The sequence below is a fragment of the Gilvimarinus agarilyticus genome (genome assembly GCF_000832015.1).
GTDB lineage: Bacteria > Pseudomonadota > Gammaproteobacteria > Pseudomonadales > Cellvibrionaceae > Gilvimarinus > Gilvimarinus agarilyticus.
In genome coordinates this window covers 519,430-541,016 of the sequence record NZ_JXCJ01000001.1, presented here as the reverse complement: position 1 = coordinate 541,016, position 21,587 = coordinate 519,430, and the positions used below count along the sequence as shown (strand labels likewise).

The 21,587-nt window shown below is 51.7% G+C and carries 18 protein-coding genes; 11 read left to right on the top strand and 7 right to left on the bottom strand.

Features of this window, described 5'->3' with window-relative positions; all coding sequences use genetic code 11:
* Positions 1-8 precede the first annotated feature (8 nt).
* From glmU to SD69_RS02385, 11 genes are all read left to right on the top strand, one after another.
* The gene (gene glmU / locus SD69_RS02435; protein WP_041521934.1) at positions 9-1,379 is read left to right on the top strand and encodes a bifunctional UDP-N-acetylglucosamine diphosphorylase/glucosamine-1-phosphate N-acetyltransferase GlmU; all 1,371 of its coding nucleotides are present in this window, start codon (positions 9-11) and stop codon (positions 1,377-1,379) included.
* Between the two features lie 27 nt (positions 1,380-1,406).
* Positions 1,407-2,231: an undecaprenyl-diphosphate phosphatase gene (locus tag SD69_RS02430; RefSeq protein WP_041521933.1), complete on the top strand. Its 825-nt coding sequence runs from the start codon at positions 1,407-1,409 to the stop codon at positions 2,229-2,231.
* A 35-nt stretch (positions 2,232-2,266) separates the two neighbouring features.
* Positions 2,267-5,077, top strand: coding sequence for an insulinase family protein (locus SD69_RS02425; RefSeq protein ID WP_041521932.1), 2,811 nt, complete (start codon positions 2,267-2,269; stop codon positions 5,075-5,077).
* 163 nt (positions 5,078-5,240) lie between these two features.
* Entirely contained in the window at positions 5,241-6,014 is a 774-nt protein-coding gene (locus tag SD69_RS02420; RefSeq protein WP_041521931.1) for a DeoR family transcriptional regulator, read from the top strand.
* A 14-nt stretch (positions 6,015-6,028) separates the two neighbouring features.
* Positions 6,029-7,858, top strand: a complete 1,830-nt coding sequence (glmS, locus tag SD69_RS02415; protein WP_041521930.1) for a glutamine--fructose-6-phosphate transaminase (isomerizing) — start codon at positions 6,029-6,031, stop codon at positions 7,856-7,858.
* Between the two features lie 31 nt (positions 7,859-7,889).
* Complete coding sequence (locus SD69_RS02410; protein WP_041521929.1) at positions 7,890-9,185, top strand: hypothetical protein; 1,296 nt, start codon at positions 7,890-7,892, stop codon at positions 9,183-9,185.
* A 17-nt stretch (positions 9,186-9,202) separates the two neighbouring features.
* Complete coding sequence (locus tag SD69_RS02405; RefSeq protein WP_041521928.1) at positions 9,203-9,973, top strand: TlyA family RNA methyltransferase; 771 nt, start codon at positions 9,203-9,205, stop codon at positions 9,971-9,973.
* A gap of 47 nt (positions 9,974-10,020) precedes the next feature.
* A complete protein-coding gene (locus SD69_RS02400) occupies positions 10,021-10,608 on the top strand; it encodes a DUF4136 domain-containing protein (protein ID WP_041521927.1) in 588 nt (195 codons plus the stop codon).
* A gap of 391 nt (positions 10,609-10,999) precedes the next feature.
* On the top strand, positions 11,000-12,535 hold the full coding sequence (locus SD69_RS02395) for a methyl-accepting chemotaxis protein (protein ID WP_041521926.1): 1,536 nt from the start codon (positions 11,000-11,002) through the stop codon (positions 12,533-12,535).
* A 59-nt stretch (positions 12,536-12,594) separates the two neighbouring features.
* The gene (locus SD69_RS02390; protein WP_041521925.1) at positions 12,595-12,885 is read left to right on the top strand and encodes a hypothetical protein; all 291 of its coding nucleotides are present in this window, start codon (positions 12,595-12,597) and stop codon (positions 12,883-12,885) included.
* A gap of 381 nt (positions 12,886-13,266) precedes the next feature.
* Positions 13,267-14,724 (top strand): catalase, encoded by a 1,458-nt coding sequence (locus SD69_RS02385; protein WP_041521924.1) that lies wholly within the window; start codon positions 13,267-13,269, stop codon positions 14,722-14,724.
* Positions 14,725-14,797: 73 nt separating this feature from the next.
* On the opposite strand, the gene SD69_RS02380 is transcribed toward SD69_RS02385, so the two are convergent.
* The 7 genes from SD69_RS02380 to SD69_RS02345 all read right to left on the bottom strand — a co-directional run bounded on the left by SD69_RS02380 (position 14,798) and on the right by SD69_RS02345 (position 21,314).
* Positions 14,798-15,196 carry a hypothetical protein gene (locus SD69_RS02380; protein ID WP_041521923.1) on the bottom strand — a complete coding sequence of 133 codons (399 nt, stop codon included), beginning with the start codon at positions 15,194-15,196 and terminating at the stop codon, positions 14,798-14,800.
* Positions 15,197-15,304: 108 nt separating this feature from the next.
* On the bottom strand, positions 15,305-15,799 hold the full coding sequence (locus SD69_RS02375) for a hypothetical protein (RefSeq protein WP_041521922.1): 495 nt from the start codon (positions 15,797-15,799) through the stop codon (positions 15,305-15,307).
* A 149-nt stretch (positions 15,800-15,948) separates the two neighbouring features.
* The gene (locus SD69_RS02370) at positions 15,949-16,257 is read right to left on the bottom strand and encodes a YkgJ family cysteine cluster protein (protein WP_052480828.1); all 309 of its coding nucleotides are present in this window, start codon (positions 16,255-16,257) and stop codon (positions 15,949-15,951) included.
* Between the two features lie 129 nt (positions 16,258-16,386).
* Entirely contained in the window at positions 16,387-16,821 is a 435-nt protein-coding gene (locus tag SD69_RS02365; RefSeq protein ID WP_052480827.1) for a DUF4168 domain-containing protein, read from the bottom strand.
* 294 nt (positions 16,822-17,115) lie between these two features.
* Positions 17,116-17,499, bottom strand: coding sequence for a hypothetical protein (locus SD69_RS02360; RefSeq protein ID WP_052480826.1), 384 nt, complete (start codon positions 17,497-17,499; stop codon positions 17,116-17,118).
* 479 nt (positions 17,500-17,978) lie between these two features.
* Complete coding sequence (locus tag SD69_RS02350; protein WP_041521920.1) at positions 17,979-19,124, bottom strand: PepSY-associated TM helix domain-containing protein; 1,146 nt, start codon at positions 19,122-19,124, stop codon at positions 17,979-17,981.
* Positions 19,125-19,139: 15 nt separating this feature from the next.
* On the bottom strand, positions 19,140-21,314 hold the full coding sequence (locus tag SD69_RS02345; protein WP_041521919.1) for a TonB-dependent receptor: 2,175 nt from the start codon (positions 21,312-21,314) through the stop codon (positions 19,140-19,142).
* Positions 21,315-21,587 lie beyond the last annotated feature (273 nt).

Sequence of the window (21,587 nt, the reverse complement as noted above, 5' to 3'; positions counted from 1 at the left end):
ATTTACAGATGTTGGATGTCGTTATTCTCGCCGCGGGTAAAGGCACCCGTATGAACTCAAACCTGCCTAAGGTTTTGCATTCAATCGCGGGTAAACCCATGCTGCATCATGTGCTCGATACTGTGGATCACTTAAGTGCCGGTGATCTGCAAAAATTGGTCGTGGTAGGCCACGGCGCCGAGCAGGTCGAGGCGTCAATCAGTGGGCGCAATTGCCAGTGTGTGACACAGGCGCAACAGCTTGGTACTGGTCATGCGGTACAGCAAGTTTTACCGCAACTGCGTGACGACGCCCTGGTATTAATTCTCTATGCCGATGTCCCTCTGATAACCCCCGAATCTTTAACAGGCTTACTGGAGTGTGCCGGGCCAGACACCATGGGTCTGTTGACCGTCAACTTACTTAACCCCACAGGTTATGGCCGTATACTGCGTAATGATGCCGGCGATGTGATTGCCATTGTTGAAGAAAAAGATGCCAGCGCAGAACAAAAACAAATCGGTGAAGTGAATACCGGCATTATGGCCGTACCGGCCAAAAAACTCATTCAGTGGTTGCCCGAGCTCTCCAACGATAACGCTCAGGGGGAGTACTACCTCACCGATATTATTGCTAAAGCCCGCCAGGCTGGCACCGCCATCCAAGTGTTTCAGCCCGCTAGCGCCGAAGAAGTGGAAGGGGTTAACAACCGTCGCCAGCAAGCCAAACTCGAGCGAATTTATCAGCAGGCGCAAGCCGATGCCCTGCTCGACCGCGGCGTGTATCTAGCCGACCCGAGTCGCTTTGATTGTCGCGGTGAGCTTATCGCTGGCCGCGATGTGGAAATTGATATTAATGTCGTTATCGAAGGCAAAGTCGAGTTAGGTGACAAGGTTAAAATTGGCCCTAACTGCGTGATTAGCAACTCTGTTATTGCGGCCAATAGCGAGATTAAAGCCAACTCTATACTTGAGGATGCGGTGGTCGCTGAAGGCTGTGTCATTGGCCCCTATGCCCGACTGCGCCCAGGCACCGTACTAAAAAACGGCGCTAAAGTGGGTAACTTTGTCGAAACTAAAAAAGCAGTTATTGGCGAAGGCAGTAAAGTGAATCACTTGAGTTATATCGGCGATTGCGAGATGGGTGCCCGCGTTAATGTGGGCGCCGGTACCATCACCTGTAACTACGATGGAGTAAACAAATTTACCACAACCATTGGCGACGATGTATTTGTTGGATCCAACAGCGCTTTGGTGGCACCGGTAACCTTGGGCGATACATCCACAGTGGGTGCCGGCAGCGTGGTGACTCGCGATGTTGCCGCTGACGAATTAACTGTGGCCCGTGCTCGCCAGCGCTCGATTACCGGATGGCTGCGCCCGGTTAAACAGCCTAAATAAGGCTTAACCTTTACTGCGAGATATTCTGTGCAATGGATTGAGATTGTTGTACTGGCACTAATACAGGGGCTGACTGAGTTTTTGCCTGTGTCCAGTAGTGCACACCTATTGCTCGTCCCCTTATTTACCGACTGGCCTGATCAAGGGCTCGCCTTTGACATCGCCGTTCACTTTGGCAGCTTACTGGCTGTTATCTTTTATTTTCGCGACGACTTAATAAAGCTTACCCGGGCCTGGGTAGGTTCGATTGTTGGCTCGGGCATGAACCAAGAGGCACGCTTAGGCTGGGCTATCATCTGGGCTACTGTACCTGTTGGAATAGCCGGCTTATTGGCTAAAGGTATTATCGAAACCTCGATGCGCAGCGGCTACTTTATGGGTTATAGCTTAATCATGTTTGGCTTACTATTGGGCTATGCCGACTGGCGTTATCAGCGTAAATTCTCCGCGAATCCAGCTAGTGCCAATAGCGATGAGTATCACTTAAGTAAAACGCAAATTGCGGTTATCGGTTTTTCTCAGGCGTTGGCTTTGATTCCAGGCACTTCGCGCTCGGGTATTACGATCACGGCGGCGTTGCTGATGGGGGTTAACCGCGAGGCGAGCGCTCGGTTTTCATTTTTGCTGAGTATCCCGGTTATCGTGTTGGCCACCATGCTGCAATCGGTTGAGTTGGTCGCCGAGCCGTTACCGGTCGGCTGGGGAAAACTCCTCGCCGCTACCGCAATTAGTGCCTTAAGTGCGTACCTGTGCATACGAGTGTTTTTAGCGTTAATCCGCCGCATTGGTATGCAGCCTTTTGTGCTCTACCGATTGTTACTCGGTGCCTACTTACTTTACTGTTTTTATTGATCTTGATGATGTTTTGCAACCAGAGGAAATCAGCGATGATCCGCTCGCGTATCGTGCCACTGTTTACTGTGCTGCTATTGGCTGTATGGGTCGTGTCCTGTACTACTTCGGGTAATGTTGCCAATACCTCCCAGTTGCAGGAGCTGCCTAAAAGCCCAAACGATCAGCGTGATTATCGCACCTTTACGCTGCCCAATGAGCTTCAGGTCGTGCTGGTTTCTGATCCGACACTGGAGGTATCCGGTGCATCGCTCAGTGTTGGGGTTGGTAGTTATCAAAACCCTGAAGATTTTCCGGGGTTGGCGCACTACCTCGAGCATATGCTGTTTTTAGGTACCGAAAAGTACCCAGAGCCTAATAGCTTTCAAACCTTTGTAAAAGAAAACGGCGGCTACTCTAATGCCTATACCGCCACCGATCACACCAACTACTTTTTTCAGATAGGTGAAGGCGCGCTGCAGGAGGCGTTGGATCGTTACAGCGACTACTTTAAATCGCCCACCTTTGATAAAGAGTATAGCGATAAAGAACGCAATGCCGTGGACAGTGAGTGGTCCATGGGTAAATCGAATGATGGCCGTATTGTTAATCGCTTGCGCGGTGTTACCGCTAACCCCGAGCATCCAGCGCAGCGAATGTCAGTGGGTAATTTGAGCACGCTCGTCGATCAGGGAGACAAAAGCCTCTACCGTGAAATGAAGACGTTTTACCAACAGTACTATTCAGCGAACAATATGAAGCTGGTGATATTTGGTAAACAAGACGCAGCTACGCTAGCTGCGTTAGCCAGCCAGTATTTTTCCGATATCGACAACAAGGAAATAACCAAGCCCGAGATTACAACCCGAGGCTTAGCCGAGCAACAACTGGGTGAACATATCTATTACCGCCCACAAAAGCCCATGCGTCAGCTCGTTATAGAGTTTTCGATTGACGATAATTCAGAGCTATGGCCGGTAAAACCGAATCGCTATATCGCTAATCTACTCAGCTCTGAAGAGCCTGGTACAGCGGCACAAGTGTTACGCGAAAAAGGTTGGGTGGATAATTTTACCGCATCTGCTAGCGCGGACTATTACGGGTCGGATGGGTTTTTTAACGTTAATATCGGTTTAACTGAAGCTGGCCTTGAGTATGAAGACGAGATTATTGCCACTGTATTTAAGTACCTGGATTTAATTCGCGAGTCCGGCGTCGACCCGGTGTTTTATCAAGAATACAAAGCCATGCTTGCTAAACAGTACCAGGACTTGCAAGTACCTAATGCCATGAATCAGGCAACGCACTTTTCACAAGCGTTGTTTTCGTTACCAGCCGAGCATTTAAACGATGCCTTCTATACATACGATCACTTTGATAAAGAAGCTATCAACGCGGTGCTTAAGCAGTTAACACCAAAGCGCGCACGTATCTGGCATATCAATCCTGGTGTCGAGGTCGATACCGCAATCCCCTACTACGAAGGTGAGTATCGCGTTGCTAAGTTCAACGATTCGCAGCTGCAACAATGGCAAACATTTGCGCAAACAGTAAACCTGGCATTACCCGCCGAGAACGACTTGTTTAGCTCGGGTAAAGCAGAGGTTGTCGACGCAAGCATTATGAGCCCGCGACAAGTGGTCGCTCAGCCAGGACTTGAGGCGTGGTTGGTGCACAGTGAGTTTCATCAGTCAGAGCACGGCTATTTGCAGGTTATGTTTAATACCGAGTTACCGCTACAAAGCGCCAAAAATAATGTAATGAGTGATTTGGTAAATCGTATTTTTGCCTTGCAAACCACCGCACTGCGCGATAAAGCGGGGCGCGCCGGTATTGGTATGGGCATCGAGCGGCCGCGCAACAACCACGCCCTGACATTATCGGGCTACAGCGAGAAGCACCCATTGCTGTATCAACGGCTGTTAACCCAGTGGGTTAATATGGATATTAATCAGCAAGAGTTTACGATTGCGAAAGAGAGTTTTAAAGACTGGTTGGATGGTCGCGCCAAAGAAGAACCAAGCCGACAGTTGTTTACTGAACTAAACCGAATCATGGTCGACCCCAGCTGGACCGATGATCAGCTGGCCAGCGCATTAGAAGAGGTGAGCCTAAAAGACATCAACCAGTATCAACAAAAGCTGGTGAATGATAACCGCGTAAGGATGTTCGCTTTTGGCAACTACAGCGAAGCTACGGTTAAGGAGTTTGCGCAAATAACCCAAACCACGATGTTGCCCGGTTGGCAGCAACGGAACCGGTTTATTGCCAGTGTGAATAAACCGGCCGTCGGTGAGCACACCAATTATCGCGGCGATATTGCCAAAACCGACAATGGGTTACTGCACGCCTACTATACGGATAACACCGAGCTTACAACGGCGGCTCGTTTGTTTTTATTAAACTCTATTTTTCAGCAGGCGTTTTACAACCAGCTGCGCACCGAAGAGCAAATTGGTTATGTTGTGGGCAGCAGTATTGATCGAATTGGCGACTACTGGGGTTTTATCCTCTATGCGCAAACCACCAATACTGAGCTGGCTGATTTAAGCGCGCGCTTTAATCAATTTGTGGAAGAGTATTGGCCACAACTACAGGCGTTAGACGAGGCTGTTTTAGAGCAATTACGGGCCACCGTTATTGCTCAAATCAACCAACCGCCGGGTAACTTTTACGAGGAATACCCCAAATACCTCAATGATTTTTACCGTGGTAACGATAAGTTTGATACCCGCGACAGGCTGATTAATGCCATCGAGCAAACCACCAAAGTGGATGTCGTTACCGAGTATCAAGATCTGATATTGCAGCAAAATGCCTACCGGGTGGATGTCGAGCTACAGGGCACTCAGCCTGCGGCCCAGTAGTTTCTGCGATCTTCTTCAAGCGCCGGCGCTTTCAGCTCAATGCTGTCAGCGCCGTTTTTTTAGGTAATTTCTTTTAGGGTAACTCTACCACCGGGGTTTATTGCTGTTAAACTTTCGTTTTGATACAATTTCTTTCGTTTCGAAACAAAAAGAACCCTGTTATATGGCCAAACGTAACACTCAATGGCGCCGGCGTACGATTCTTGATCTATTAACGGAGCACGGCGAAGTCAGTGTCGATGCTCTGGCCGAGCAATTTCAGACCTCTGAAGTTACCATTCGCAAAGACTTAGCCGCGCTTGAAGGCAACGGCTTGTTGCTACGGCGTTATGGCGGTGCCGTCCCCCTACCCCAAGATTTACTGCGCGATGCGGCGGCCAGTGTGGCATCGCCTCTAAAGCAGCAAATCGCCCGAGCGGCCGCCGGTAAAATACGCGATCACAACCGCATTATTATCGATAGTGGCCACACTACGGCGGCGCTGTTACCTGAGCTATCACAGCGGCGCGGGCTGGTGGTAATGACCAATTCGCTGTCCATCGCCAATGCGTTATTGGAGCTTGAAAACGAACCGACGTTACTGATGACCGGCGGCACCTGGGACGCCCGCTCGGAGTCGTTTCAGGGCCAGCTCGCCGAGCAGGTGCTGGGTGCCTACAACTTTGATCAGTTGTTTATCGGTGCCGATGGGCTCGATGTGGAGCGCGGCTCCACCACTTTTAACGAGCTTTACAGCGTTAGCCGAGTCATGGCCACAGTGGCACGTGAAGTTATTGTAATGGCCGAGGCGGCGAAGTTTGCACGCCGTATCCACAACCTTGAGTTGCCGTGGGAGTCGATTACTACCCTGGTAACAGATTCTAATATCGCCGCTGCCGATCGCAGGGCGCTAGAGGCGCGTGGAGTCGAAGTGATCGTCGCCAGCGCCAATCCATAATTTCAGGAGTTAATATGTGTGGGATAGTAGGTGCAGTAGCACAGCGTGACGTAGCGGATATTTTACTCGAGGGTCTACGTCGGTTGGAGTACCGCGGGTATGACTCGGCCGGTTTGGCGGTAATACGCGAAGAAAATAACCTGGTGCGCGTGCGCCGCTTAGGCAAAGTACAAGCGCTAAGTGATGCCCTGGTTGACCCGCTACCCGGCGGCACCGGCGTGGCTCACACGCGTTGGGCGACTCACGGTGAACCCAGCGAGCGCAACGCTCACCCGCATATTAGCCACGATGAAATTGCCGTGGTGCATAACGGTATTATCGAAAATCACGAGCAACTGCGCACCGAGCTGCAACAGGCCGGCTACACCTTCGAATCCGATACCGACACCGAAGTTATTGTGCACCTGATTCACGCCTGCTTAAAAGAAACCAGCTCCCTGATGGCGGCGGTGAAAAAAGCGGTGGCGCAATTGCGCGGCGCCTACGGAACGGTTGTGGTTGATAGTCGCCAACCGGACCGGATGGTGGTAGCCCGTTCTGGCAGCCCGCTGGTGATTGGCCTGGGTATTGGTGAAAACTTTGTCGCCTCAGACTCTTTAGCGCTGTTGCCGGTTACCCGCCAGTTTATTTACCTGGAAGAAGGTGATGTGGCCGAAATCACCCGTACCGAGGTGGTGATTGAGGACGCCAGCGGCAAGCGGGTAGACCGCCCGGCACAAGAGTCCAGCGCCAGTTACGATGCCGGTAATAAAGGCGAGTATCGCCACTTTATGCTGAAAGAGATTTACGATCAGCCTCAGGCGGTGCGCAACGCGCTCGAGTCTCGCTTGGCGGACGACCACGTGCTGGAGCAGTCGTTTGGCGCACAGGCATCCGAGATTTTTGCTCAGGTAAAGCATGTACAGATTGTCGCCTGTGGCACCAGCTTCCATTCCGCGATGGTGGCGCGCTATTGGATGGAGTCTTTGGCCGGTATTGCCTGTTCGGTCGAGATCGCCTCTGAGTATCGTTACCGCAAGCCCATCGTGCCCGAGGGCAGCTTGTTGGTGACTATTTCGCAGTCAGGTGAAACTGCCGACACCTTGGCGGCGCTGCGAATGGCGCGGCACAGCGGCTATTTGGCCACCCTGGCCATTTGCAATGTGGGCGCCTCGTCACTGGTGCGCGAGTCAGACTTGGCCTTTATGACCCGCGCCGGGGTAGAGATTGGCGTTGCCTCAACCAAAGCGTTTACCACGCAGTTGGTGGGCTTAGCGTTGCTGGTGCTCTCGATTGGTCAGCACCAAAACTTAAACGCGATACTGCTAAAAGAAATGATTACCGCCTTAAAATCATTGCCAGAGCAGCTTGAGCAGACTCTATTGCTGGCCGACGAGATTGAAAAGCTGGCTCAGGACTTTGCCGACAAACATCACACCTTATTTTTAGGCCGTGGCGACCAATACCCCATTGCTATGGAAGGGGCGCTTAAGCTTAAAGAGATCTCGTACATCCACGCCGAAGCCTACGCCGCCGGCGAGTTAAAGCACGGCCCGTTGGCCTTGATTGATGAAGACATGCCCATTGTGGTGGTGGCCCCCAACAATGAGTTGTTGGAAAAACTCAAATCCAATGTCGAAGAGGTGCGCGCCCGGGGCGGGTTGCTGTACGTATTTGCCGACAGAGAGGCGCGGTTTATCTCTGACAGCAGTATGCGAGTTATTAACCTGCCCCACACCCATCCGTGGATGGCACCGATTGTGTATACTCTGCCCTTACAGTTATTATCCTATTACGTCGCCATAATCAAAGGCACGGATGTCGACCAGCCACGTAATTTGGCCAAGTCCGTTACGGTAGAATAGCGCGGCATAATAAACACGCTAAGGAGCAAGGATGAAGAAGTTCTTAATAGGGATACCGGCCGCACTATTGATATTTGTGGTGGGCAGTAAGCTGTATTACAGCTATCAGTTGGATAAAAATGTCGATCAGCTCTCGAGCAAGCTGCAGATGCTAGGTGTTGAGTTTGACTATAAAAATGCCGAGGTTACCTTTGGCGGCGAGATTAAAGTCGAGGGTATCTTCCTGCAGCACCCTGCCAGCTACTTATCGGTAAGTGTCGATAAAGTCGCGATTGTTACCGGCAGCATCTTTGCGGTGCACGATGTTCTTAATGACCTCCAGCATCAGTTTTTGCCCCCTGAGCTCGGGCTGGTGTTTGAGGGGATCCGCCTGCCGATCTCGTTTATCAGTGACAACTCGGCCAACCCACTCGATTTGCCCACTATCGCCACCCCTACTTGCGGTGACGGCAACGCCATCGCCAGTGGCGAATGGATAAACGTCGGCTACAGCCATATCGACCTCAACTCGGCTACTCTTCACTACGATGTGATCGGTGGTGGGCAGCAGGTGAACCTCCAGCTCTCTCAGGAGGTAACCGACATGTACCGCGCGGAGATAAGCGCCGAGGTTTCACTGGGGGCCGCATCGCGCTCAATGCCGGTAATGGCCGCCGCCGCGCCTAACGCTACTTTGTTAAACTTTAGCATCGACTATAAAGACTTAGGGCTAAACGCTAAGGTTTTAGATTACTGCGAAACTGAAACAGAGCTAAGCGCCGATCAATTACTGGCCGGACAACTGCAGGACTGGCAAGATGCGTGGCGTTTGCAGGGCCTAGAGGTTGGCCCCAAAACCGTCGAGCTGTATCAGCGCTTTTTGCAAAATTCTGATTCAGTCACTCTTGAGGCCGATGCCAAAGGCTCGGTGAACGCAGCCGATTTTGACACCGAGCGGCCAGTTGCCCAGTTTGATGACTTTACCTTAACCGCCAAGGTAAACCGTCAGGCGCCGGTCAAATTGGATATTAGTAAGCTTCCCGGTGATCAGGCCGGCAGCTGGAAGTCGCGCTACATTGCCTCTAAAACACCGGTTGATGAAAGAGACATTGAGATTAATCTGCACCGCGACAAAAAAGTGTATGTCGCGGTCGATAACTTGGCCAATCACACCCAAAAAGATCTCTATATCGAAACCGTTACTGGCAAAACCATTAGCGGTCAGGTGGTTACCCTGGATGAAGAGAAAATCCAGTTTCAGATCAATCATGGCGGCGGCTATGTGATTAGGCCTGTCGACTACCTAGAAATTAGCAGAGTCTATTTTATTACCAAGAGCAAACAGTAACAGGAACCAAACCGCCTATGGCAAGGCTTGACCAAGAGCTGGTAGCGCAAAATCTGGTTGCTACCCGCTCGCTCGCACAGCAGCTTATTAAAGCCGGTAGTGTTGAGGTTTATATCAATGGCCAATGGTTGGCGCAAACCAAACCAAGCTTTCAGTGCGGCACGGGGCAACCGCTGCGTCTGCTGGCCAGTGAGGCGACTCAGTACGTCTCACGGGGCGGCTTAAAACTCGCCGGGGCCCTTAATCATTGTGGTATGTCGGTGTCCGGCGCAACAGCGTTGGATGTCGGCCAGTCGACCGGCGGCTTTAGCGATTGCTTGTTGCAAGCCGGGGCGCTCAAAGTGGTGGGCATCGATGTCGGGCGCGATCAGCTCGCCGATGCCATTAAGCAAGATCCACGGGTGGTTTACTACGAGGGCATTAACGCCCGGCAATTGCCCGCTGATGAGTTACAGCAGCAAGCGCCCAGTGGTTTTGATGTGATCGTAATGGATGTGTCGTTTATCTCACAAGCGTTAATCGTACCCGGCCTGGTGCCGCTGTTAAAGCCCGGCGGTCAGTTGCTCTGCCTGGTAAAGCCCCAGTTTGAAGTGGGTAAAAGCGGTATAGGTAAAAAGGGCATAGTGCGCGATGCCTCATTATACCTTGATGTGAAACAGCGTATTGTTGAGCTGTACCAATCGCTTGGCTGTGTGGTGCACGATTATTTCGACAGCCCGATCACCGGTGGCGACGGTAACCGTGAGTTTTTTATTTGGGCCCAGTCGGCACAACCAACTCAAGCCTAATGAGGTTAAAATGCGACCTCTTAACCGACGAATATAGGATGTTCTCCATGACCCTGCTCAACCCCACCATAGTACACAGGATAAAACGACGGCTACTGACACCTGTTGCACTGGGGGTAACCTTGTTGGCAACCATGGCCTGTACCACAACGACCGAGCCCGTTACCGCGCGCTATACCAGCTCGCTCGTCAGTGTGCGCGAGCCGGGCTTTGAGTTTGTATCGGGTGACAGCTACAACTGGTTGGGTGAGATTGAGGTGGTGGCTGATACCGAGCACGGTATTAAAGAGTCCACCATCGCGCACATTCGCGACACTTTAGAGCGGGACCTGGCGGCGGGTGGCCACCCTAAAGTTAGCAGTGGCGCCGATTATTTACTGGCGGCGACGATTATTGTGGGTAACTCGGTTAGCGAGTCGGAGCTCATTGAGCGTTATGAGATCTCCCCCTCCCTGACGCAACAGTCCGATTATGAGGCCGGTACCATGGTGCTACGGGTGATTAACCCCGCCAGCTTGCGCACCGAGTGGCGCGCGGCGATGGAGCTGTTTACCGACCCGCACGAGACGGACGCAGAGCGAATTGCCAAAGTCGATAAAGCCATCGACGCGTTTATTCGCCAGCTGGCTAACTAAACCGGTGGTACACACAGCGCTGTAATTTGGCATCACGCCCGTGACGCCGCCGGTGGGTAAAACACGACTCGCCGGCATCCCTCTTCCCGCCTCCCTCTATTACCCCTCAAGCAGCAGCCCCCGAGCTTTTATCGTATTTAATATAAAGATTAGCCGACGTTGGCCGATGACACTTTACGGCCATGGATTTTGGCATGTTCTGTCAGGGCTCCCCAGCGGGATATAGACGAAACTAAGAAATGGCGACATTTTTATAGCAAATAGCTTGATCGAATGTTTCGATCGCGCTCGGAATTTGTAGGTTGGCGCATTATACTACATGTGTGTGAGTGCTAAGTGAGCCCGCCAGAATAAAAATAGAGTCAATAACGCATAGCCAGTCGAGGGCAACGTGAAAAATTTATCACTTAAATGGAAGATCCTGCTCAGTGTCACACTGACCTGTATCGCCGCTGTACTTGTGACCACATTTGTCACCGTCCGCTCCGGTATCAGCACCGTAGAAGACACCATTATTAACGACACCCGCACCCTGGCCCAGGTACTGGGCGAGGCCAGTGTAGGCGCCATCACCTTTGATGACGACATGACGGTCGGTGCCTCACTTAACGCCCTAAACGTTAGCCCCCGGGTATTGGGCGCTGTGGTTTACGCCAACGGCGAGCCCTTTGCGTGGTACTCCCGTGCCAGCGAAGGCAAAATGCCCGCCGGTTTACCCTCACGCCCCAATGCCGATGGTGTGGTCGAAGTCGAAAACGGTTTGATTATTACCGAAACGATTAAATCCGACGGCGGTAAAGTCGGCATGATCTCGTTTCAGGTGGACCTAGCCGAGCTCGATGCTGTGGTAGCCAGCGCCATCAAAGACGCTATTTGGCTGGTTATTGTAATCAGCGCGATTGCCGCCGGGCTTGCCTACCTGGTTCAGGCTGGTGTGGTTAAGCCCGTTAATAATGTGGTGCGGGCACTGCGTGATATCTCGGAGGGTGAAGGCGATTTGACCCGTCGTCTGCCTGTTGAGGGCAGCGATGAAATCAGCGAGCTGGCCGCCTGCTTTAACCGCTTTGTCGAGCGGCTGCAAAATATTATTGGCAACGTCGCTGAAACTGCCGCCGAGGTGGATGAGAGCGCCAATATCCTGTCGCAGTTGTCGCAAGAGAACGAGCGCTCGATTACCTCTCAGCAATCGGATATTCAGCAGATTGTGACGGCCATTAAAGAGATGTCTAGTGTCGTCGCCGACGTCACTCAGCGCGTGGCTGAAACCGCCGACAACTCGTTGCAAGCCGATAAGGTAGCCATGGGCGGTAAAGAGATCGTGCACGACACCATGAGCCAGATTCAGAATTTGTCTACCGACATTAAAACGGCCTCGGAAGTGATCGACCGCCTACGTCAGGAAACCGTAGCCATTGGCACCGTGTTGGATGTGATTCGCGGTATTGCCGAGCAAACCAACTTACTTGCCCTTAACGCCGCGATCGAGGCCGCCCGCGCCGGTGAACAAGGCCGGGGCTTTGCGGTAGTGGCCGATGAAGTGCGCACTCTGGCGTCGCGTACGCAAAGTTCGACCACCGAGATTCAGGAAATGATCGAGCGCCTGCAAACCGGATCGGCTAAAGCGGTAGAGATGATGACCGCCGGCACCAGCCAGGCCGATGCGTCCGTAAGCCGCGCCAACGAGGCCACCGACTCGCTGGAAGACATTACCAAGTACGTGGGCGAGATTCGTGACCGCACCAATCAGATTGCTGCCGCTTCCGAGCAGCAAAGCGCCGCTACACAACAAATTGAAGTAAACATCGACAGTGTATCGGGCGTGGCGATCAGCACCGCCGAGAGCTCCAGCCGCATTACCGCCAACAGCGCTAATCTGGCGCAAATGGCAAAACAAATGTCTGAGTTGGTAGGTCGTTTTAAAATTTAATGAGGCACCCGGTTAGCCGGGCGCCGTTATTTTAGAAAACTGTAAAAGAGATCAGAACCATGAAAAGACTTTTACTGACCAGTTCGTTGCTTGCAAGTTTAACCCTGTCGGGCTACGCCACCGCCTGTAGTGAGCCGGCTAAGCCGGATGCGTTTCCCGACCCAGCCAGCGCCGTAACCGCGCAAATGGTTAAAGCCAATAACGAGGTGAAAGCCTACGTTAAAGCGATGGAAGAGTACCTCGGCTGTTCCGGTATGTCTCGCGGCGATCAAAAAAAGGCGGTTAAGGATTTAGAAGAGTACGCCGAGAGTTTTAACAAGCTGATTCGCGAATTTAAAGCGCGCGGCTAACATCACATTATTGCCTGCCTGTTGCAGCAAAGGAGTTGCTGCAACACTTGCCCCGTAAAGTCTTTTCGTCTTGCTTGCTGTCTCTGGTGTCGTACTCCTTAACTCGTTTTCTAGCAGCCTCGGCGATAGTTATTGGCCATACTTTCTGCCGTACCCGTTTATCACACGTGAGGCCGCTGGCACCAGAGTTTGAGGGCATTGCAAGCCCGTTACCCTATTAAACATTCGGCAATGATTCGGTGGGCATGTTCGGGCGCCCCAAGTGTAGCCGGTAAAGCTTCAGCGCTGTACGTCGCGACCCGGTACCGAACCAAACTAAAGGGTTGGAACAGATTATGCTCCTTTAGTACGACTTAACCCGTGCTAGCAAGGAGCCGAATCATGAGCGACCCCAACAAACCCAAACCTACCACCAATGATGCGGGCATCGCCGTATCCAGCGATGAGCACTCACTTACCATCGGGCCCAACGGCCCCATAGCTTTGCAAGATCACTATCTGATAGAGCAGATGGCCAATTTTAACCGCGAGCGCATCCCCGAGCGTCAACCCCACGCCAAAGGCAGTGGGGCCTTTGGGCATTTCCAGGTTACAAACGATGTAAGCAAGTTTACAAAAGCGAGCGTGTTTCAGCCTGGAGCCAAAACCGACACCCTGGCTCGGTTCTCGACCGTTGCTGGTGAGCGCGGTAGCCCCGACACCTGGCGCGACCCCCGTGGCTTTGCCCTAAAGTTTTATACCGATGAGGGTAATTACGACTTAGTGGGCAACAATACACCGGTATTTTTTATTCGCGATCCAATGAAGTTTCAGCACTTTATTCGCTCGCAAAAACGTCGCGCCGATACCAACTTGCGCGATCATGATATGCAGTGGGACTTTTGGACGCTATCGCCCGAGTCTGCGCATCAGGTCACCTGGCTGATGGGCGATCGGGGTATTCCCAAATCCTGGCGTCACATGAACGGTTACTCTAGCCATACGTATTTATGGGTTAACGCTCAGGGTGAAAAATTCTGGGTGAAGTACCACTTTAAAACCGATCAAGGTATCGACTTTCTCACCCAAGAGGAAGCCGATAAAATGGCCGGCAGTGATGGTGACTACCATACCCGGGATCTTTACCAGGCCATTGAGCGCGGCGATCACCCTAGCTGGACCATGATGGTTCAGGTAATGCCCTTCGCCGAGGGTGAAACCTATCGTATTAACCCGTTTGATTTAACCAAGGTGTGGCCACACAAAGATTATCCGTTAATCGAAGTGGGTAAATTCACCCTCAACCGAAACCCAACCGATCACCATACCGAGATCGAGCAAGCCGCGTTTGAGCCCAACAGTTTGGTGCCGGGTATCGGCATTAGCCCCGACAAAATGCTAATGGCCCGGATCTTCTCCTACGCCGATGCCCACCGCCATCGTCTGGGGGTTAACTACAAACAAATTCCGGTCAATAGCCCGCGCTCGCCAGTGCACAGCTACAGCAAAGACGGCGCTATGCGTGTGCAAAATGTATCCGACCCGGTATACGCGCCCAACAGCAAAGGCGGGCCCAGCGCGCAGCCTGAAGAGTACCCCGCTGAGCAAGCATGGGGCGGTGAAGGTGACTTAGTGCGCAAAGCCTATACCTTGCGCGAAGATGATGATGACTTTAGCCAGCCCCGGGCTCTGATTAACGAGGTAATGGACGATGCCGCCCGTGAGCGATTAGTGAATAATGTGGTCGGGCATTTATTAGATGGCGTAAGCCCACAGGTGTTAGAGCGTGCCTTTGAGTACTGGAAAAACATCGATGCCGACATTGGCAAACGCATTGAGGCAGGTGTAAAAGCCGGCTGATGAATACACCCTTACCTTTACCGAGGTAAGGGTGTTAATTCAGTGTGTTGTCATTATTCGTCTGCGGCAAAAACTACTTTTCCGTTTTTCGGATACGCCAAAAACTCAGCCACAAAAACGCCACGCTGGCGATAAACAAACCAAAAAAAGTAGAGATAATCGCCGTCATCCCGAGAGAAGTGGGTGCCGAGGCGATAATCGCCTGTGCCCCTGGCCCTAAATTCTCCAGTGCTTTTAACTCGGTTAAAAAACCGTTGCCCACCTCGCCATTCACTCTAAGGATATTCATCACAAATAACGTAAAGACAATGTAGAGCACGCTGACGATACACGTAGTTAACCAGTTTAAATGTTTGGCCCCTAAGTGCGATAACGCAATAAACCCAAAAGACACGCTGGCCCAAAACTGCATCACCTCCCAGGTGCGGTTTAAATATTCACTGGATAAGTAAACGATCTCATATTCTGTCATGGGTGCATCCTGCTGTTTGTATTGTGGTTATAGAGTCATGTAATTATTAATTATTAATTATTAATTATTAATTGTTATTGTTATCTTAAGATTTTGTCTAAAGTTGCGTTAAGCAAACAGCGATAGCCCCAGTGCCGGTGTTCCCCCGGTCTGTACGGTTAAGTAAGTGGCTATGCTCGGTGGCAAGTCGGCGCTATCTAATCGATTGGGCGCCGCTTTATGCCAGGCTTGGGCGGCGGCACGAACCGCGCTTAAATCCGCCGGGGTAAGCGCTGGTTCTGTTCCCAATGGGGCGTGATTGGCGGGGGTGTCGCGATTACCGTTTGAGCTCGTACCTTGATTAAATGCTTGCGGCTCTGGGTCGGTAAGCGGTAAAAATTGCCCGTCGGTTAGAATCGTATCGATAAAATCCCGGGCTTGTGGGGTTTGTTCCGGCGCCTGCGGGTTGTGGTTGTCGGATTCACTCGCTGGGCGTGATTTAGGTTGCTCGATTCGCTCGAGGATGGGTGGCTCTGCCCTAAATTTAGGCCGCATCGGCCCAGGCGCGCCGCTAAAGGTAGCAACGGGGGCGATAGAGCTAAAATAGGAGGCCGGTTGGATCATCGCAGTAGGAACAAGCTGGTTACGGACGCTGATTATAAAACAACCAGCTATCCCTGTCAGCATGGGTTTTAATCTTTAGGCTATCTCTGCGTCGGGGGATCGGTACCGTTGTGATTGTCGTTCTGTAGCAATGCGGGGCTGGTGGTAAATCACATACTCTCGCGGCGCTCGGTCAGGCACTCGTACGAGCCCATTTCAAACTCGCGGCAAATCCAGGGCCGGTTTTCGTAAATGGTACACAGCATGGTCTCCCGCTCCAGCGCCGAGCACCAGCCATCGTCTAGGCGCCGCATGGTCTCACCGCCCCACTGGTCCACGGCAATATGCTGCGCGGGTACGCCCGTGTCGCTAATTAACATAACCTCCAGCCGGCAACAGCACGCCTTGCAGCTACGGCAGCTGATATCGGTTGCGCTCTTGGGCTCCGGTAAATAGGTAGTGGCAATGGTCGTCGTCATGGCGCGAATACTACGCGTTATAGCCGCAATAATCTTGTTCTTTAGAGGTGGGTTTTTTGAGGGGGGGGAGTAAAGGAGGTGGTAACGCAAACCGCGGGCTTAGCCCGCGGTAGTTGCGCTCACGCGTGCTTAGCTGTCAGAGGCCGAGGTGACCTCTTCAATCTCCATAGAAATGCGCTGACGCAGTTGCTCGCTCTGGTTAGCGGCCATAGCGATTTGCTTGTACTCGTCCATGCTTAAACCGGCATCGGTAATGGCCGAGCTCATTTCAGTTTGCGCTTCCTGTTGCAGCTCTTGAGACTTCTCAGGGTCGTCGGTCGAGGCTTGTAGCTTAGTGGCGTACTCTTGATTCAGAGTTTGAACCGCGACATACGCTTCCACAAAATCACCCACCTGCTCATCGCTCACATCCATAGGCGGAGCTGATTGTTGCGGCATCGTCGTTGGCGCTTTTGGCATGTCTTGTTTCATACCTTGAGTAGACTCGTCAGCAGCATGAGCACCTGCGCTTGCAAGGCCAGCGGCAACAACAACACTTAATAGCGACTGTTTCACAAATTTCATAGTAGACTCCTAGTGGTTTAAAATAGACTTTAACAATGTCTGTAAGTACTAGGGCATTAATCGTGCCGGTTTTGTAAGTGGTTGTTTTTACTCAAATCGACCTTGAGGTACTCTGCGGCTTTGTAAAATATTCTCGACGATTTATGGGCTTTTCGTAAATTTTTCGTAAAAATATTCTTAGCGCAGTGTGCTTACTACCATACCGATTCTTAAAAGTTTGATCCAGTTCACATGCCAGCGGTCGGCGCGTTCTTCTACAGTTTTTCAGCGGCGATAAGATCCCAGCGGTAGCCGCTATTTTCTATCTAACAGCGTGCTGGCGTCGGCATCAGTGAGCTCCTCACCTGTGTGCAGCACCACTTTAAAAGCACCGGCCGACAAGGCTAACTCTTTAAGCACTCGCTCTTCTACCTCAGATAAACCGCCTTCTAAATATTCCAGCGGTTGAATAATCACTCGCGGACTCTTTTTAATAATCCCGCGAGGTGTAACCTTCTTCACCAAGCTTTTTAGGGCAGGCTCGGCCGCCGAGAAAGTCCCCACCAACAACCGTTCAGTTGAGAATGGTTTGGCTGGCCGTGCGGATTCCCAACGACTACTGCTTGACAGGCACTTAGCTTCAAATTGATTATTTTTTACTTTTATATAAAGGTCGGTGGTAAACAGGCTTTTAATCATTCCTTGAAGTCTCAATGGTTAGTGCCAGTAATTTAAGGTAGATGGTACAAGTTCATCGGCGATATTATTATTTTACTTTGTATGCATAACAACTATAAAGCAGCACTACAAGTCAATCTCAACGATTGAGGTTGGTGAAGAAGCTTTCGATTTTAAAGTAATGAACAGGTAGCTTCGTATTCTCCACTGCTACCGAATAGAGTTGCGTTATTCAATAACCGGTTAACCATCAGGAAAATGTCTCGCGCGTAGTGGCGTAAAATGCTTGCGCAGTGAAATGTTTTTATCGAATTACGAAGATGATTTGGTTTTACGAAAGCCCCAGAGAATAACGACGAGGGAGGAGGCAGTTGCCCCCACTCCGACAAGACTCATCCAGCCTTCAGTTAGCAGTGCCGCAATTAAACCAAACAGCGTCAACATAAAAATGATAAGAGGAGCCTGATATATCTCGAACAGATTGTGTACTTTTCTGGGCTTCACTGAGGTAGCTCCGTAGCTAAACGTGTTTGCGTTGCAGCGGGCGAGTCAGATGCAGTAATGCGACGTTTCTTCCACCAGAGGTAAAGTCCAGACAGCAATACAATCAGCAACAACACATCCAATATTGCCCAGATAATCTTTAGTGTTAGGCCGCCGTAATCACCAAAGTGTAATGGCCGAGACAAAGACAGCGCCTTGTTGTACCAAGGCATCTCTTTTAAGCCCGCCACCTGCCCGGTATTGGCATCCACTAAAACCGGTGCGATTAGATGTTCAGTCAATGGCGTATTGCCATGTAAGAAAATTGCATAGTGTGCAGAAGTTGAATACTTGCTACCGGGAAACGCCACGAACTGAAGCGTCATATCGGGGGCGACTAGTACGGTTTCTTTTACCGCCGCATCCAGGCTGGCCCGTTGTTCAGTGAGTGCGGCCTTGTTGTTTTGTGCAATGAGCTGCCCTAACTCACGATCGCGCCAAGTATCCACCAGGGGTGTTTCCAACGTGTTGATAACCCCTGTGGCGGTAACCACTAATACCCAGGCAACAGTCACTACACCAAAAAAGTTATGGTAATCCAGCCACTTTACTCGTTTGGATTTTTGTCGCCGGATTTCACCAAAATCCTGTTTGCGCATAAAAGGCGCGTACAACACGACACCCGATACGACCGCCACTAAGCCAATAAAGCCCATCAAACCCAAAAACAACATGCCGGGCAACGCCAAAAACATATCCGTATGCAGCTGTAGAATAAACTCCATTACGGTTTCGCCCACATCCGCCGGTGGCACCACATTGCCACTGGTTAAATCGAAAGAGGCGAAATGCATTTTTGAGCTGGGCGCATCGACGCTTGGCGCCGTGGTGACATTAACCACAGGCCGCTCTATATCAAAGCTCATATAGAGCGGCACTTCGCCGGGGCGGTTATCCAGCGCCAGGGCCAGCACTTGATCCAGATCTAGGTGCTCGGCATCAGGGTTAGCCGGCTCCCACGCATCGGGGTTAAGCGCCGTATCAATTTCATCATGAAATATCAACGGCAAGCCGGTCACGCAGAGCATGATTAGAAACAGCGTGGATATCAGGCTGGACCATGTGTGGATCCAGCTCCAGGTGAGAATGCCCTTGGTTTTCATGGCGTAAAGACCGTATTAAAAATCGATAGAAGCCGACACTGACACGGTACGCGGATTGCCCAATATTAAATAATTGGCACCAGGGAAGCCTCCTGTCGACGCCCAATAGTCTTCATCAAAGACATTGTCCAGGCGCGCGCGAAGCGTGATCGGCTGGCTTTTAATCGCCGTTGTGTAACGCGCACCAAGATCAAAACGCTGCCAGCTATCTAACTCTACCGTGTTCTCCGCGTTGGCGTATTGGCTGTCGGTGTAGACCAGCCGTGCTTCGAGTGTTAAGCCGGTGGCCGCTACTACATCCCACTCAAGGTTAACGTTTGCTTGCAGCTCTGGCACCCCAATGGGTGAGTTACCCTGATTAATTCCATCTTGGGTACGGGTAAGTTCCGATTGCAGGTAGGTTGCACCACCAATTAAACGGATGCCGTAGGCAGGTTCGCCAAATACACTGACTTCAATGCCTTTATTTTCTTGCCGACCCGAAGGAGTCACGCGTTGATCTACCACGATGGTGTTAGCACGCTCCAACGTAAACGCACTTAGGGTCGTTGCAAATGCGCCGGCATCGTATTTAACGCCTAGCTCGACTTGCTCGCCGGTCAAGGGATCAATTACCTCACCCGCATTGCTGATTACTACACCGCCACTCGTAGCAGGCACAACGGAACCCGGCTGCAGGCTCTCGGCATAGTTACCATAAAAAGAGAGGTTATCCGACGCTTTCCATACCAAGCCAAGGGCCGGTGTTACCTCCGAGGCATCGTAACCGGATAGCTCTGAACCATCATTGTAATCAAAGGTATTGGTAGTGATGCTCTGATGGCGTAGGCCTAATGTGGCTAACAAACGCTCGTCTAACAGTGCCGCCGTGTAGGCCAGTGCAAGGCTTTCGTTTTTGGTCTTTTCGGTTAACAAGGGATCGCTTAAATCGCCACCTGGAAAAATATTGCCTTGCGGTGGTGTTACCACAACCGGATCATACAGGTTGGAGGTAAAGGGGGTCAGGTAAAAAGCAAAAGCGTTTTTGGATTCTAACTCCACAGAAGACGCCGAGAAAACTACGGTGTGATCGATCGAGCCCGTGTTAAATGTCAGCTCCATGCCACCATCAAGGGAGATCACATCGTCCTCCCGGGTATTGTCAAAACGACTCGAGGATAGGTTACCGTCGGCATCGGATTTTGGGTTGGCCAGTAGGTTCATCTCTTCACCGCTGCGCGCGCCGCCAGCCAACCACACCTTAACGGAATCATTGACGTCTAGCTCGCCGCGAACCACGCCAAAGGTTTGCTTCTCATCACTATACGTCCAGGGCTGACCAAAATTACGGCCCGCCTCGGGCACTTGTGGAATCTCGCCCAATGGTGTGACCTGTGGCAGTGGTGCATCGACGTGATTGTCTTGATAACCAAAGTCAGCCGTAAAACGAAAGCGCTCACCAGCATAATCAGTGCCTAGCGAGAACACATTAAGCTCACGCTCTTGATCTTCAATGGCGGTTTCTCCATCACGGCGCACGGCATTAACGCGAACGCCCCAAGTCTCATCCTCACCAAATCGATGGCCCAAATCCAGGGCGGTTTGGTATTGGCTGTCAGATTCATACCCCGCCGTTAGCCGCTTTACGCCACCGCTGGGCGCGCGCTTGGGTACCAAATTAACCGTGCCGCCGATGCCGCTGCCGCCGGGTGCTGCGCCATTTAAAAAGGCGTTGGCGCCGCGAAACACCTCTACCCGCTCGACCAGTTCGGCGGCGACAAACTGCCGGGGCAAAATACCGTACACACCGTTCAGGGTAATATCATCGGAATAAACCGGAAAACCCCGCAGAATATACACCTCCTGAAAGTTACCAAACCCTTTGGCAACTCGCACTACGGGGTCATTCTGTAAAACATCCCCCACACTCTCTGCCTGCTGCGCCGCCGCCAGAGAGGAGGTATACGCTGTGCCAGAGAAAGGCGCATCAAGAAAGTCCAGGTTCCCCAGTAACCCCGCGCGGCCGCCGCGGGCCACCTGCCCGCCCGAGTACTCCTGCAACAACTCCACCTGAGAGCGCTGGCCGGTTACTACCATCTCTTCCACTGCGGGTTCCGCGGATGCGGTAGCGTTCACGTCAGGCTGTTGGGCAATAGCAAAAGGAGCGCCGCTGACCAGCAAGGCGGCAAGCGTTTTGTGGCTTATCTTCATGACTTATCTCGAAAGGCTAGTGATAAAACTGCAAGTATAAACAACAATAGTTATCATTTATATTACTTTACGAGAAAAAATGAAACGGACTATAAGCGCTTACAGCGCTGGCTGGCGTTACTAACCGCGCTAAATTGCTTAGTTGCGAGTGGCGGTTGGCGCAATTTGACTAACACAGACGTCCCGCGAGTGAATCCTTACTGCGGGCCAGCCGGGCTAAAAACCGGATGGCTTTATTACCAACCGGCGACAACAAAGGTTGCGGGCAAGTTA